At 68.7% G+C, this 13,975-nt stretch carries 15 protein-coding genes and 2 pseudogenes; 1 reads left to right on the forward strand and 16 read right to left on the reverse strand.

Translation table 11 applies throughout. The annotated features are described in order from the left end of the window. Nucleotides 1-23 precede the first annotated feature (23 nt). The 3 genes from HZB86_02170 to HZB86_02180 all read right to left on the reverse strand — a co-directional run bounded on the left by HZB86_02170 (nt 24) and on the right by HZB86_02180 (nt 4,036). Nucleotides 24-1,205, reverse strand: a complete 1,182-nt coding sequence (locus tag HZB86_02170; GenBank protein MBI5904349.1) for a pyridoxal phosphate-dependent aminotransferase — start codon at nt 1,203-1,205, stop codon at nt 24-26. Then, entirely contained in the window at nt 1,202-2,761 is a 1,560-nt protein-coding gene (locus HZB86_02175; GenBank protein ID MBI5904350.1) for a response regulator, read from the reverse strand. The genes HZB86_02170 and HZB86_02175 overlap by 4 nt, the downstream gene beginning before the upstream one ends. Nucleotides 2,762-2,866: 105 nt before the next feature. After that, nucleotides 2,867-4,036, reverse strand: coding sequence for a metallophosphoesterase (locus HZB86_02180; GenBank protein MBI5904351.1), 1,170 nt, complete (start codon nt 4,034-4,036; stop codon nt 2,867-2,869). 74 nt (nt 4,037-4,110) lie between these two features. Between HZB86_02180 and HZB86_02185 the strand changes: the two genes are divergently transcribed. Then, nucleotides 4,111-4,389, forward strand: a complete 279-nt coding sequence (locus tag HZB86_02185; protein MBI5904352.1) for a zinc ribbon domain-containing protein — start codon at nt 4,111-4,113, stop codon at nt 4,387-4,389. Here HZB86_02185 and HZB86_02190 read toward each other — a convergent pair. The 13 genes and pseudogenes from HZB86_02190 to HZB86_02250 form a co-directional block, all read right to left on the reverse strand. Beyond that, on the reverse strand, nt 4,386-5,099 hold the full coding sequence (locus tag HZB86_02190) for a class II glutamine amidotransferase (protein ID MBI5904353.1): 714 nt from the start codon (nt 5,097-5,099) through the stop codon (nt 4,386-4,388). The two genes, HZB86_02185 and HZB86_02190, sit on opposite strands and share 4 nt — an antisense overlap. A 223-nt stretch (nt 5,100-5,322) precedes the next feature. After that, nucleotides 5,323-5,829 carry a cytochrome c gene (locus HZB86_02195; protein ID MBI5904354.1) on the reverse strand — a complete coding sequence of 169 codons (507 nt, stop codon included), beginning with the start codon at nt 5,827-5,829 and terminating at the stop codon, nt 5,323-5,325. Further along, entirely contained in the window at nt 5,826-6,347 is a 522-nt protein-coding gene (locus HZB86_02200; GenBank protein MBI5904355.1) for a DUF3341 domain-containing protein, read from the reverse strand. Before HZB86_02200 ends, HZB86_02195 begins: the two co-directional genes overlap by 4 nt. Further along, nucleotides 6,344-7,753 carry a polysulfide reductase NrfD gene (gene nrfD, locus HZB86_02205; protein ID MBI5904356.1) on the reverse strand — a complete coding sequence of 470 codons (1,410 nt, stop codon included), beginning with the start codon at nt 7,751-7,753 and terminating at the stop codon, nt 6,344-6,346. The genes HZB86_02200 and nrfD overlap by 4 nt, the downstream gene beginning before the upstream one ends. Continuing rightward, nucleotides 7,750-8,448, reverse strand: coding sequence for a 4Fe-4S dicluster domain-containing protein (locus HZB86_02210; GenBank protein MBI5904357.1), 699 nt, complete (start codon nt 8,446-8,448; stop codon nt 7,750-7,752). The genes nrfD and HZB86_02210 overlap by 4 nt, the downstream gene beginning before the upstream one ends. 82 nt (nt 8,449-8,530) lie before the next feature. Continuing rightward, nucleotides 8,531-9,511 carry a hypothetical protein gene (locus HZB86_02215; GenBank protein ID MBI5904358.1) on the reverse strand — a complete coding sequence of 327 codons (981 nt, stop codon included), beginning with the start codon at nt 9,509-9,511 and terminating at the stop codon, nt 8,531-8,533. 190 nt (nt 9,512-9,701) lie between these two features. Next, nucleotides 9,702-10,235 (reverse strand): annotated as a pseudogene (locus tag HZB86_02220) (molybdopterin-dependent oxidoreductase). A 21-nt stretch (nt 10,236-10,256) separates the two neighbouring features. Continuing rightward, nucleotides 10,257-10,553: pseudogene (locus HZB86_02225) on the reverse strand (twin-arginine translocation signal domain-containing protein). A gap of 13 nt (nt 10,554-10,566) precedes the next feature. Next, nucleotides 10,567-11,082, reverse strand: a complete 516-nt coding sequence (locus HZB86_02230) for a cytochrome c3 family protein (protein ID MBI5904359.1) — start codon at nt 11,080-11,082, stop codon at nt 10,567-10,569. A gap of 93 nt (nt 11,083-11,175) precedes the next feature. Then, nucleotides 11,176-12,279: a hypothetical protein gene (locus tag HZB86_02235; GenBank protein ID MBI5904360.1), complete on the reverse strand. Its 1,104-nt coding sequence runs from the start codon at nt 12,277-12,279 to the stop codon at nt 11,176-11,178. Then, entirely contained in the window at nt 12,267-12,539 is a 273-nt protein-coding gene (locus HZB86_02240) for a cupin domain-containing protein (GenBank protein ID MBI5904361.1), read from the reverse strand. The genes HZB86_02235 and HZB86_02240 overlap by 13 nt, the downstream gene beginning before the upstream one ends. Nucleotides 12,540-12,611: 72 nt before the next feature. Next, nucleotides 12,612-13,010, reverse strand: a complete 399-nt coding sequence (locus tag HZB86_02245) for a hypothetical protein (GenBank protein MBI5904362.1) — start codon at nt 13,008-13,010, stop codon at nt 12,612-12,614. Beyond that, a partial coding sequence (locus tag HZB86_02250) for a DUF1858 domain-containing protein (protein MBI5904363.1) occupies nt 13,007-13,975 on the reverse strand: 969 nt, incomplete at its 5' end. The genes HZB86_02245 and HZB86_02250, both read right to left, overlap by 4 nt.

Below are 13,975 nucleotides of genomic sequence, written 5' to 3' on the forward strand. Positions count from 1 at the left end.
GCCCGGCGTGAGCCTCCGGTTCTTCAGCGGCCGACGATCGCCCGGATGCCGTCCACGAGACGGTCGATCCCCCGGACGACGGTTTCCTCCCGCAGGCTCCCGTAGGCGATCCGGATCCAGCACCCCTTGGCGATCCCGAACGTCTCCCCGGGGATGACCGCCACGCGGTGTTCCCGCACCAGCCGCTCCGAAAGCTCCGTGGCCGCCATCGCGGTGTCGACCCTGGCGAAGAGGTAGAAGGCGCCCAGGGCCGGGGGGACCGTCAGCAGGTCGGAGACCTCCGACAGCCGGGAGAGCGCTTCCCCGCGCACCTTCGCAAGCGACGGCATGTGCGACGCGCAGTACCCCCGCCCCTCCCGCAGGGCGCGCAGTCCGACGAACTGGGAGATCGCCGGCGCGCACACGACCACCGTGTCCTGGATCTTCATCAGGTCGTCGTGCAGATGTTCCGGCGCCACCAGGTACCCCAGCCGCCAGCTCGCCATGCCGTACGCCTTCGAAAAGCTGAAGACGGAGATCGAGTGCTCCCCGCCCAGCGAGCCGGGGGAGAAGTGGCGCGCGCCGTCGTAGGTGAAATATTCGTACGCCTCGTCGCTCACGTGGTAGATCCCGCGCTCCCCGCACATCCGGTGGATCGCCGCAAGCGTCTCTTCCGGGTAGACCGCCCCGGTGGGGTTGTTCGGCGAAACGGTCACGACCGCGCGGGTCCGCTTCGTCACGGCCGCCTCGATGGCCGCCAGGTCCGGCTGGAGCCGGTCGTCGGCGGGGACGTGGACCGGAACCGCGGAAGCCAGCGTCACCGCCATGTCGTGGTTGAAGTAGAAGGGGGACGGGAGGATGACCTCGTCGCCCGGGTCGCAGACGGCCAGGACCGCGTTCAGGAACGCCTGGTTCGCCCCGGCGGTTACGTAGATCCTCCGCTCGAACGGGGCGTCGATCCCGTTCTCCGCCCGAAGCTTTTCCTCAAGCGCCGACCGAAGCTCGGGGAGCCCGGCGTCGGGGACGTACCGGTGGTGGGGGAAGGAGCCGAGGAATTCGGGGATCGCGTCCAGGGCCGATCGCGGCGGTCCGTAGTGGACCACCCCCTGCCCGAGCGGGATCGTTCCGGGCGTCTCCGCGATCCACCCCGCCACCAGCGGTATGACGGGAAGCTGGACCCCCGCGGATCGCGCCGAGGGGGCAAGGGTGCGGCCGGGGCGCCTCACGGGGGCGCCGGAGTTCTTCCGAGCAGCAGCTCCACCCGGGCGAGCAGGTCGCGGGTGTGGAACGGCTTCCGGAGAAGCGCGGTGCCCGGACGGGAGACCCGTTTACCGGAATGCTCCTTCTCCGGGTAGGCCGACAGGTGCAGGACCCGGATTCCCGGCCGGCGCGCGGAAATCCGGCGCACGATCTCCGGGGATCTCATCCCGGACATGTCGGCGTCCGCGATCAGCAGGTCGATCCCGCCTTTGCGGGCCGCGAGCACCGCGGAGATCTCCTTGAACGTTCCGGCCACGAGAACCTCGAATCCTCCCCGTTCGAGGACCTCTACCAGTAAGGAACGGACCATCGCCTCGTCGGTCACCACGAGGATCGCCGCGCGCCGCCGGCCCGGTTTCGCGGCGGGGATCGCGCCCGCCGGCTCCTCGCGCTCCGCGCAGGGGAGTCCGATCCGGATCGTCGTGCCGCGTCCGGGCCGGCTCTCCACCGATATGTGCCCGCCGCTCTGCTGGACGAAGCCCAGGACGGACGGGAGCCCCATCCCTTCCCGCTCCATCCGGGTGGTGAAGAACGGCTCGAAGATCTTTTCGCGGGTCTTCGCGTCCATGCCGGACCCGTTGTCCTCGACGACGAGCGAGACGTGCCGCCCCGGGGCCGCGTCGATCCCGACATCGCCTTGCGAAGGGTCGACGATCCGGGCGGACAGCCGCAGATCGCCCCCTCCGGGCATCGCGTCCCGCGCGTTCGACACGAGCTGAAGCAGCGCCGCCCGGAGCCGGTCCGGGTCCGCGTTGACCTTTCCCGAATCCTCCCCGGATGTGAGGGCGAATCGGATGGAGGGGCCCGCCAGGTCCCGGATCGTGTCCGAGAGCTGCGCGAGGAACCGGTGGACGTCCAGGATCCGGGGGCGGAGCACCTGCCTCCGTCCGAACGCGAGCAGCTCCCGGGTCAGCCCCGCGGCCCGTTCCCCCGCGTCGCGGATCTTCTCGATGTCGCCGCGGCGGGGGTCTCCGTTCTCCACGCGGGACAGCAGCAGGTCGCTGTACCCGGTGACGACGGTCATCATGTTGTTCAGGTGGTGCGCCAGCCCGCCGGCGAGCCGCCCCAGCGCCTCGAACTTGTACGACTCGCGGATCCGCTCCTCGTTGCGCCGCGCCGACTCCTCGCTCCGTTTCCGGTCCGTGATGTCCCGGACGATGGCGAGCACCTCGTTCCGGGCGCACCGGGCGAACCGGGCCTCGAAGTCGAGCTTCTCCCCGGCTATGGTCAGGCTGTACTCCTGCAGCGGGCTCACCTTCCCGCCCCGGAGCGTCTCCGCGATGAGCCGCAGGCTCTCCCGCGCGACCTCCTCCGGCATCACCTCGGCGAGGTTCTTCCCGAGGAACCGTTCCGGGGGCACCGCGAGGACCCTCGGGGAAGGGGCGTGGAAATCGAGGAAGGTCCCCTCCCGGTCGACCCGGAAGATCATGTCCGGCAGGGCGGACAGCATCGCCCGCATCCGCGCCTCGCTTTCGCGCAACGCTTTCGCGGAGGCTTGCGGATTCAGGCTGTCCTGGCTCATCGACGACCCCGATGGAAACGGTTTCGCGCGGCGGAAGGCCGAAGCAAACGTTGTGGATGATTTCGCATTATACCCGACGCGGTCCGGTACCGGGAGCGGGTTCTGTCAGCGGCCGGGGAGCGCCGGGTGCTCCCTCGCGGGGACGCGCACCACGTCGACGATCGTGACCTCCGGGGGGGCGAGGAACCGCATCGGCGGCCCCCAGGTCCCGGTCCCGCGGCTGACGTGAAGCGTGCCGCCGCCGGGCACCGGGTGGTCGCCGCCCAGCAGCGGGTAGACCAGGGCGGTGAAGAGGCGGAACGGGAAGATCTGCCCGTGGTGGGTGTGGCCGGAAAGCTGCAAGTCGAACTTTCCGGCGGCGGACGGGTCGATCGCCGGCCGGTGCTTGAGGAGCACCGTGAACCGGCCGTCCGGGAGGCCGCGAAGGACGTCGGCTTCGGACGGCGCGCCGGAACGGCCGAATCTCGTGCGCGCGGGATCGTCCACCCCCGCGACGCGGAAGGCGTTGTCGACGACCGCCGCATCGTCCCGCAGGAGGGTGAAGCCCGATCGCCGGGTGAAGTCGATCGAGCGGTCGACGCCGGCGTAATATTCGTGGTTCCCGAGAACGGCGTACTTGCCCCTGGGGGCGGCGATCCCGCGGAAGATGTCCGACAGCCCGTCCACCCCGTCGAGCTGGCCGTCGACGAAGTCGCCGGTCGAAACGAAGAGGTCCGGGCGCTCGCGGGAGACGACCTCCGCGACGTCCCTCGCCTTCCTCGTCCGGTGGATGAGCCCCAGGTGGAGGTCGGTGATCTGGGCGATCCGCAGGCGGGGGACCGACGGCGGCAGCTTGGAGGTTTCGACGCGGACGCGCACCACCCGGAGGCGGGACGCCTCGACGGCCGAGTACGCCGCCAGGCCCAGGGAGAGCGCCGCGGCGCAGAGGAAGGCGGCCCGGCCCGCGAGCGCCCGGGGGGCGTTTTCTGCGATACCGATCCGGGCGGGGAGCAGGAGCGCGAGGCGCAGGAGGTCCGACGCAAGGGTGGTCCAGAATAGGAAGAAGAGGAATCCCATCCACAGGTAGCCCGCGTACGAGACGGCCCGCGCGGCGTCCTCGTGGCCGCTCCGGACGAGGAAGTGGGCGGCGATCGGCGCGCACAGGAAGGCGGCGATCACCGGGAGGACGGCCAGCGACGATCCCCACCCCAGGGAGAAGGCCGCCTTCGCCTTCAGGAAGACGTACGCGTGCGCCGACCCGTAGATCAGCAGGAAGGTGGCGAGAAACAGGCTCAAACGGGTCCCCCGATAAACGAATCGGCCTCCAGTATGAGATAATCGCACGTACGAAAGGTTCCGGGGGAGGCGACGTGCCCACGTACGAATACGAGTGCCCCGACTGCGGGGAGTTCGAGAAGGATCAGCGGATGGCCGATCCGCCGTTGAAAAAGTGCCCCCACTGCGGCAAGCCGGTGAAGCGGCTGGTCGGAGGCGGGGGAGGGTTCGTCCTCAAGGGAGGGAACTGGGTCTCCAAGATGCAATCCGGCGGCGAATCCGCGAAGAAGGCCACCGACCGGTTGATGAAGCAGACCGTGGGCGAGGTGGCCGAGGACATCGCGAAGCATTCCAAGCCCCCCCGGTTCCACTAGTCCAGCGAAACGGAGCGAGACCCTCCCGGGCGGAGCTCGACCAGCTCCCCGTCCGCGAGGAGCCGCCATCCGTCGCCCGCGTCCAGCGGCTGGCTGGCCGCCGTGGCGGCGAAGGCGTCCTCCCGCAGGTGCAGGGTGTAATAGTCCGGGTCCCTGCGGAACCGGCGGAAGGCGAAGAGCCGGTCCGCGGTCGCGATCAGGAGGTTCGCCGCCGAGTACTCCCCGACGAGTTCCCGGTCGGAAAGCATCCCCCGGAGGGCATCCGCGAGCGCTTCGAACGTGCGGTCCTTCCACCGTTCGGCGAGTCGTTCGAGAAAGACCAGCGTGTCGCTGACTTTCCGCGCGTCCCCCTCCGCCCCCACTTTCCCGTAGAACGTGCCGTTGTGGGCCAGGGCCACCCCCGAGGCGAGGAACGGGTGGGAGTTGCCCGCGTGCACCGTGTCCGGGTTCGACGCGAACCGGACGTGGCCGATGAACCGGTCGGTGCGGACGCGCTGCTGCGCGAGGAGCGGGTCGGAGGCGGCCGGCTTCCCGCTGCGCACCACGCGGATCTCGTTCCCGTCGCGCCAGGCGATCCCCCAGCCGTCCGGGTGGTTCCCGCCGTCGCGCTTCTTCCACCGGGCGACGAGGTTCCCCGACGCGCAGAACCGGGCGAGGGCGTCGAGGTACGGCGAAACGTCCCGCGCCTCCGCGGATGCGAACCCCACCATGCGGCACATGCTCCTATGATATCCGATGAACTGTCCCGGTTGCCAAATTGGTCGAGACGTTGCACCGGTATGCGCTGGCGCGGAGTGACGTAGCGGGGGGTTCCTCGCAGGGGGCGTATGGAGCGAGGCAGAGCTTGCGTCGAGCGGAATCCGCAGTGAGCGGGCGAAGGTCGCGAACGTCCCCGAGAGGAAGCCCCCCGCGAGGAACGAAGCGTCAGCGCACCTACCGCAGCGTGCGGAGGTATGCGACGACGAGCCAGCGTTCCTTGACGGTGAGGTCGGAGCGGAAGGGGGGCATGCCGCCCCGTCCGTGGGTGATCACGGCGAACAGGTCGCCGTCGGGGTGGTGCGCTCCGTGTCCGGATGCCGATATGTCGGCGGGGGTCGGCACGAACTTTTTCGCCACCGGGCCGTCCCCCTTGCCCGACTCCCCGTGGCACGGGGCGCAGTAGATGCCGTATAGCTCCTTCCCCGTGACCAGCGAAAAGTCGGTGACCTTGTCGGGATTTTGGAGCGCAGCGGCCTCCGGGGTCCCCGGCTTCGGGGTGTGCTCCAGCCCTTTCGTGGGGACGGATCCCGCCGGCGGAAGCCGCACCGGCTCCTCCTGCGGACGGTACGCCGGGTTGTCGTACATGTTCCGGTCGAGTTTCTCGCACCCCGCGAAGGACCCCATGGCGGCGGCGAGGACGGCCGCGATCGCGAGGATCCGGGCGATTGCCGTCCTTCTCACAGCTCCCCCTCCTCGGCGCGAACGTCGGTTCCGCCGGCTCCCCGCATCGCCTCGATCGCGCGTCGGGCCTGGTCCTCCCCCTCGACCCGGGCGCAGAGGGCGATCCTGCCGTCGTGGATCCGCGGGTCGTGGACCACCTTCGGCGGGAACCGCAGCAGCCGCATCTCCCGGCCGCCCCCGAAAAGCGTCGCCAGCAGGGCTCCCAGCATCGCCACCTCGTACGTGACGATGAGCGTCGGGGGGACGGAGACGATCGTCTTGCCGCCGGTGACCAGCGGGTAGAGCAGGTAGGTGGCGAGGCAAAGCCCCAGCCCCGCCGCCGCGCCCGCGAACCAGCCCGCGAGGACGATCCGCGGGAACCGCACCGGCTCGGGGTCGGTCGTCACCGCGCCGTCCGGCAGGGGGACCGCGGAGAGGGTGGTGACGCTCCCCGCCGGCAGGGATAGCCCGGCGAGCGCCCGGCTCCCTTTTGCAGCGCTCTCCACGCCCTCGAACAATCCTACGACGATCGTGCTCATCCGCGGGCCTCCCCTTCCCCCTCGACCTGCGCGATCGTCTCCACCGTCGCGCCGCCGATGGCGCGGTCGGTGGTGTGGAAGAGGCGTTCCTTGATGTCGCTGATCGCCATGATGGGGAAGAATTTCGCGAAGAGCATGTAGAGCAGCGCGAACATCGCCGCCGCGCCCGCCATCACGGAGAACTCGACCCAGGTGGGGAAGTAGTTCGCCCAGACGAACGGGTCGTTCCGCCGGGCCAGCGACGGGACGACGATCAGGAGGCGCTCGGCGTACATCCCGATCACGATGCTGCACGCGGGAACGAGGATCAGGGAGACCGAGCGGCGGACCCGCCGAAGACACAGCATCGGGAACGGGATGGCGAAATTGCAGATCACCATCGTCAGGAACAGCGGCAGGTAATGGCCTCCGTACGAGGCGAACACCTCCCACTCCTCGGGGTTCCGGTTGTACCAGACGGTGAGGAACTCGGTGAAGTAGAAGTAGCCCCACAGCAGCGTCATGGTGCAAAGCAGCTTGCCCAGGTTGTCGAAGTGAAGCGGCGTGAGGACGTCCTCCAGCCGGAACGCCTTCCGCAGGATGGCCATCACGATGACGACGCCGGCGATCCCCGAGAAGATGGCGCCCACGACGAAGTAGGGGGCGAAGATCGTGCTGTGCCACCCGGGGGTCTTCGCCATGGCGAAGTCCCAGCTCACGATGGAGTGGACCGACACGGCGATCGGAATGATGAGGATGGCGAAGAGCGTCGAGGCGACGTGGTACCGCCGCCACTGGGCGTGCGTCCCGCGGAAGCCCAGCGACAGCGCGGAGTAGAACTTCCGGCGCCACCCGGCGGACTTGTCCCGCAGGAGCGCCAGGTCGGGGATCATCCCGACGTAGAGGAAGGTGAGGCTCCCCAGGAGGTACGTGGTGATCGCCATCGCGTCCCACATCAGCGGAGACCGCATGTTCGGCCACAGTTCCCGGGTGCTCGGGTACGGGAGCGCGTAGTAGACCCGCCAGTTCCGCCCGAGGTGGAGGATGGGGATGATGCCGCCCACCATCAGGGTGAAGGCGGTCATCGCCTCCGCCCCGCGCAGCACGGGAGCCCGCCAGGTGGCGTGGGTCAGCCGAAGGATGGCCGAAATGAGCGTGCCGGAGTGGGAAAGGCCGATCCAGAACACGAGGCTCGCCTCGTACAGCCCCCAGAACACGGGCTTGTTGTACCCGGTGACGCCCATTCCCTTCAGGGCCATGTAGAGGAAGATCACCACGCCCCACAGGAGGACCGCTCCGGCGGCGCCCACCCCGAGGTACCACCGCCACGTGGTGACGAGGTTCCCGCGCGACAGCCGCGTGAACAGATCCGCCTCCCGCGCGCGGGCCAGGTGATCGCCGCCCGCCGCGCCCGGAGAGCCGCTCATCGCCCCGCCCCTTTCTGGCGCTTCAGGTAGACCACCCGCGGTTCGGTTCCGAGGTGCTCCATGAGGCGGAACCTCCGCGGGTCCTTCAGCTTCCGCGTGATTTCGCTGTGGGGATCGGCCAGGTCGCCGAAGAGGAGCGCGCCGGGAGGGCACGTCTGGACGCACGCCGGGACGACCTCGCCGTCGCGGACGTCGCGGCCCTCCTCGGCCGCCGTCTCCTTGGCGCGCCGGATCCGCTGGATGCAGAAGGTGCACTTCTCCATCACGCCGCGCGACCGGACGGTCAGGTCGGGGGAGAGCTGCTCGTCGAGCGGCTTCTCCCACTTGTAGTCGTACCAGTTGAACACGCGCACGGAGTAGGGGCAGTTGTTCGCGCAGTACCGGGTGCCGATGCACCGGTTGTAGACCATCGCGTTCAGCCCGTCCTCGTTGTGGTACGTGGCGTACACGGGACAGACCAGCTCGCACGGGGCGCGTTCGCACTGCATGCACGGCACCGGCAGGTAGACCGCCTGGGCCTCCGGGAACTCCCCCTCCCAGTACCGGTTCACCCGGATCCAGTGCATGAGCCGGTTCTTCCCAGCTTCCTCCTCGCCGATCACGGGGATGTTGTTCTCCACGCTGCAGGCGACCACGCACGCCCCGCAGCCGGTGCACCGGTCCAGGTCGACCGCCATCGCCCAGGTATGTTTCATCTCTTCACCACCCCAGAACCGGGACGTTCACAGAACTCCCCCAGAATCGGGACATTCTTCGAAATCACGAAACTCGCCGAGATTACATCATGTTCTTCACTTTCCACTGCCCCTCGGGGTGCCCCGAGCGCGCGAGGGTGGTGGAAAGCTTCGTTTTCGCCAGGGAAACCCGCGTCGCCTGCAGCGGGTAGACCCCGGAGGAGACGTCCCGCGCGGCGGGAAGGAGGGAGATCGGGTTCTCCCCCCGCCCGTTCGCGAATTTTCCGTACCGGGTGTGCCCCTGTCCCAGCGGCATCGCGGCGACGCCCGGGGCGATCCCCGGGTGGATCACCACGTGGGCCGCGATCTTTCCCGATGGGGACGCCACCGTAACGCCGTCGCCTTCGCCGACCCCGAGCCCCTCCGCCGTCTTCGGGTGGAGCTCCACCCAGTTGCGCCATACGGCGGTCGAGATCGGGTCGGGCATCTCCTGCAGCCACGGGAGGTTCGCTCCCCGGCCGTCGTAGAGGGCGACGGAAGGGTAGAGGTGGAGCGAGAGGGGGAACGCCTTCGGGTCGCCGTCGAACGCCGGCTCCGACGCCCCGGGGATCGACGGGGAACCCGCATTCGACGCGGGACGGGATCCGCCGGCATCGCCGAAGATCCCTCCCCGCTGCAGCGATTTCTCCATCGCTCCTCCGGGTCCGCCGTACGCCTTGTCGAGGCACTCCCGGAACGAACCCCACGGCAGCGCCTTCGCCGGCTCGCCGCCCATCTCCTTCGCGGCGGCGATCAGCACGTCCGGCATCGACCGGGTGTCCCGGAACGGCTCCACCACCGGTTGGGAAAGGGTGACCGCCCCGGTGTGTCCGACCGGGGCGATGTCGTCCCCCCACGACTCGAGCGCGGTGGGAACGGGAAGAACGAGGTCCGCCAGGGACGACGTTTCGTCGAGGAAGGAGGCGAACGCGACAACGAAAGGCACCTTCGACAGCGCATCGCCGAATTTCAGGGACTGCGGCAACGTGAACGCCGGGTTGGTCGCCCCCGAGAGGACCGCCATCCGGAAACTTCCGGCGCGCATCCTTTCGACCGCCCCGTGCACCGCCGCGAATCCGCTTTCCGCCGGGGGTGCGAGGAGGGCGCCTTCCGCTCCGTACTTCGCGAACGGCGACGACGATGTCGTGGGCGTGCACCCCGCTGGTTTTTTCCACGGCCTCCGGCGAAAACGCCGACAGCTCCGCCTGGAGGCGTACGGCGGCCGCCGCCTGCGGTGTGAGCCGGTCCCGGACCATCACGTGGGCGATCCCGAGCGCCACGTACCCCTCCGTGCCCGGGGCGCAAGGAAGGAACAGGTCCGCGGAAGCGGCGGTCATCGACAGGCGCGGCCCGAAGTGGACGAATTTCCCGCGGATCGTCTCCCGGGCGCCGCGCATCCGCCCGTACGCTTCGGCGTAGTGCACGGGGGAAATTCCCGTCTCCAGGAAATCGCCGGAGAAGGAGAGCAGGTACCGGGCGTTGGCCAGGTCGTGCTCCGGCAGGTCGCGCACGCCGTAGACCGCCTCGTGGGCCGACAGCATCGCGTCCGCGCCGAAGGGGCTCCAGGCGACGCGGTGCGGCGACCCGAACGCCTTCATGAACCGGCCGGCGATGAGTCCCGCGTGTCCCCGCAGCGGCTCCGAGAGCATCAGGAGCGACGCCGGCGCCTCCGCCTTCACTTTCGCAAGCTGCGTCAGCAGCAGGGAGAGCGCCTCTTCCCACGAGACCGGCTTGTACGATCCGGAGCCGCGCGCCCCCGATAGCTTCATCGGCGTCCCCAGCCGCTCCGGGTGGTAGAGCGCCTGCAGCGCCGCCTGCCCGCGGGCGCACAGCTTCCCGCGGTTGACCGGGTGGAGCGGGTTTCCCTCGATCTTCTTCGCCCGCCCTTCCGAGACGCGAACGACGATCCCGCACCCCGCGGGGCACTGGCCGCACACGGAGGCGTACCAGAGCGCCTCCCCGAGGACGTGGTTCTCGGGCGGGATGACGAACGGGACGAGCTTCCGCTGGACCTTCTCGCATCCCCCGAAGAGGGTCGCGAAAGCCGTCGCCCCGCCGATTTTCAGGAACTGCCGTCGATCGAGCATCCGCTCCCCGCGATCAGTAGTGGCACTTCCAGCAGTCGATGGTGACCTTCCTCTTCCGGTGGCACTCCATGCACATCCCCATGCCGAACTCGAGCTTCTGTTCCGCCGTCCCCGCCTGGTCCATCCCCGGGTGGCAGGCGAGGCAAGCGATCCCCGCGTTCACCATGTTCTTGTGCGGAAAATACACGTGGTTGGGGAGGTCGATCACCTTGTTCCAGGGGATCGGCTTCCCCTCCTTCCAGTACTGCGCGATCTTCTTCACCTCGGGCTTGTCGGCCGCGATCGTCCGGTGGCACATCATGCATTTCTCCACGGACGGGATGTTCGCGTATTGCGACTTGTTCGTGGAGGAGTGGCAGAACCGGCAATTCAGATTGTAGCCGGTGACGTGGACCTTGTGGCTGAAGGCGATCGGCTGGGGGACTGCTTCCGCGACGGCAGACCCGGCGAGGGGGAAACCCCCGGAAAAAAGAAGCGCGAGGAAAACGATCGGAAGGACGAGCGCGGCTCTATTGCGCCTTCGTTCCATCGGTCCTCTTCACGGTGATGCGGGGATGGTCGCCGATCCTGTCCTATAGATTCGATTTTATCGCAGTCGATGCGCGGAAAAGAACATTATTCCTTAAGCCGTCCTCCCGGCGAGGATCCGGTCCCCCACTTCCGCGCAAAGCACCCCGAACGGCAGGTACCCCGCGTACCCGAGGACCGGCAACTCGAAACCGTGCAGGGCGTCGACGTACGGGATGGCGTATGCCCATTTCGCCTGGCTCCCGAAGTTCCACATCTCCCAGAAGAGTCCGCACGCAAGCGACGCCAGCGACGACGCGACGACCGGGCGCCAGTCGCCGACGGCGATCCCGGCGAGAGCGTGCGCCTCCCCCCGGAGCGCGGCGAGCGAGATGAAGAGCAGGGGGGGGGCGACCCAGGCCAGCGGGAACGCGTCATCGGGGACGATCCCGACGGCGGCGAGTCCGGAGCACGAGAGGAGGAGGGCGGCTCCGGCGGCCGCGCGGGGGTATGCCGGACGGATGGGACGCCAGTGTCGGAACGCGCCTTCGATCCGGGGATACGAAAGCAGCAGTTCCCGGGTCGACAGGACCGCCGGGAGGACCGTGGAGAAAGGGAGGGTGGCGAACAGGAAATATTCCATCGCGCCGAACTCCGCGGTGCCGACGTAATACCAGTTCCCGATGAACCGGTTGAGATATTCGAAGCTCCACCAGAACGCGGCGCTGGCCGGGAACAGGAGAAGGAACCGGCGGGTCCGGGAGAGGAGCAGGCACGTCCCGGTCCTCCGGTGCGCGTGGGCGTTGACGACGGCGATGTAGCAGAGCCAGAGGGGCGTGAACGTGTGCGCCTGGAGCCCCCCCATCCACGGGAACCGGCTCCAGGCGAGGAGCCAGGACGCGGCCCCCGCGATCCATCCCGCCCACCCCCACCACGGGAACGGGCGGGGGATTTCCGTGGCGCTTCCCGGAATGCGGAAGGTGAGTAGGCGGTGAAGGATGGGAGCCGTCGCCCCGAGGACGAACAGCGTAAGACCGATGAACACCGGAAGGGAGAACGGAGGGTGGGGCGCCGGGGACGACATCGCCGGGGGAAAGCGCAGGTACGTCCCGAGCGGCCTGCCGGCCGCCGCCGCGCCCAGAAGCGGAAGGAGGACCACCGCGGCCGCCACGGAGAGGAGGCGGAGGAACCCTCCGTTGCCGCGGTCTACCGCAGGCACACTTTCGCGGCCGGGATGGCGCACAGGAACGAGAACGTCTCGGCCCCCGCGTTGACGAAGGCGTGCTCCTCGTCGGGCGGCACGAATACGTAGCTACCCGGGCCGACTTCCGTCTCCCCGCCCTTCCGCCTCACCTTCCCTTTCCCGGAGAGAACGAACACCTCGTGCTCCCAGGAGTGGGCGTGGAACGGGGTGTGCCCTCCCGGCGCCACCTCGAAGTGGCGCGTCGTGAAGTTCGGGGCGCCGACGTTGTCGCCCATCAGTACCCGGATCGTGACGCCCCCGGCCCCCGCTTCCGTTACCGCCTTCCCCTCGACGTCCCGATCCGTCCATCATTGTACGAGATTCTTGCACTTCTCGATGTTCACCACGTGCACTTCCCGCATGTCCGCGAAAAAGGCCTTCTCCGCGGCGCTCATCTCCGCGGGCGGGATCTCGTCGATCTTCCGGACGACCCACGCCTGCCCCTTGATCAGGAGCGCGACCTGCTCGGGCTCGGTCGGCAGGGCGATCACCTTGTCCGCGAACGCTCCGACGTTCTTCGTGGGGGCGGCGCCCCGCGCCTGGATCAGCCCGAACAGCCCGGCGCAGAATTTTCCCTCGTCGTTGCGGAAGAGGGTGAACAGCTCCTTCTTCCCCATGTCCCCGGCGCGGTCCGCCATCGCGTCGAGGCACTTCACTCCCGCCCGCTCCGCCTCCAGCAGCTCCTGCATCCGGTCGACCAGCGTCATCGCGTTCCCCCTTCCGCCGCCTGGTTGAGCTCCGCGAGGAGCTGCTTCTCGCTCACATTATGCATCATCGCGCTCTGCTTGACCGACTCGGTCGCCTGCCCGGGGCAGGAAAAGCACCCGTCGCCGTAATATTTCCGGAACACCTTTTCGGTCTCCGGGTACGCGGACAGGATCTCTCCCAGGATGTGGTCGGTCCCGATCGTCTCGCCGCGGGCGAGCGCCCCCGGTTTCGTCTTCTTGGCCGCCGCGGGCTTCGCGGCGGCCGGCGCCGCCTTCGCCGGGGCGGGGGAGACGGCGGCGTTCAACTCCGCGACCATGTATTCGAGCTCCACGTTGTGCCGTTCGCACGCCATCCGCAGGGTGATCGGGAGCTGCTTCACCTGCTCCCGGTGCTCCGGGTTCCCGAGGGAGGAAAATCCGTGCCCGACGAAAACCTCCACCGTGTCCGGCCACCGGGCGAGGATCTCGCCCACCCGCATGTCCGGGTCGATCTTCGGCGGCGCCGGAGGCGCGGTCCCGGCCTTGTCGTTCGTAGCGCCGGAAGCGGCAGAGACGGGAACGGCTTCCGGTGCGGAGGAGGATTCCTCCGCCGGTTCCTCCTTTTCCTCTTCCGTCTTCGGCTCGATCAGCATCGTCGCCCCGAGGTTGACGGCGAACATCCCCGCGGAGATCACCGACAGGGCCGCGAAGAGCACGAACCCCATGGACGGCCGCTCGGGGGCCGTGGCCACCATCCCGATCAGCCCGAGGTTCGCCGCGTAGAAGTGCGCGGGCACCCAGGAAGGCCAGCGCAGCGTCCGCCCGTTGAACCGCGGCAGGATGAAGTACCCCACCCCGTAGATCATCATCGACATGAAGCCGAGCAGGTTGAAGTGGACGTGGGCGAACTTCACCCGCCCCGCTGTATCCGTCCCGCCCATCCAGATCCCGAGAACGGCGGCCAGGAAGAAGTAGACGAGCGACGC

It is taken from the genome of Deltaproteobacteria bacterium (assembly GCA_016234845.1).
Taxonomy (GTDB): domain Bacteria; phylum Desulfobacterota; class Deferrimicrobia; order Deferrimicrobiales; family Deferrimicrobiaceae; genus JACRNP01.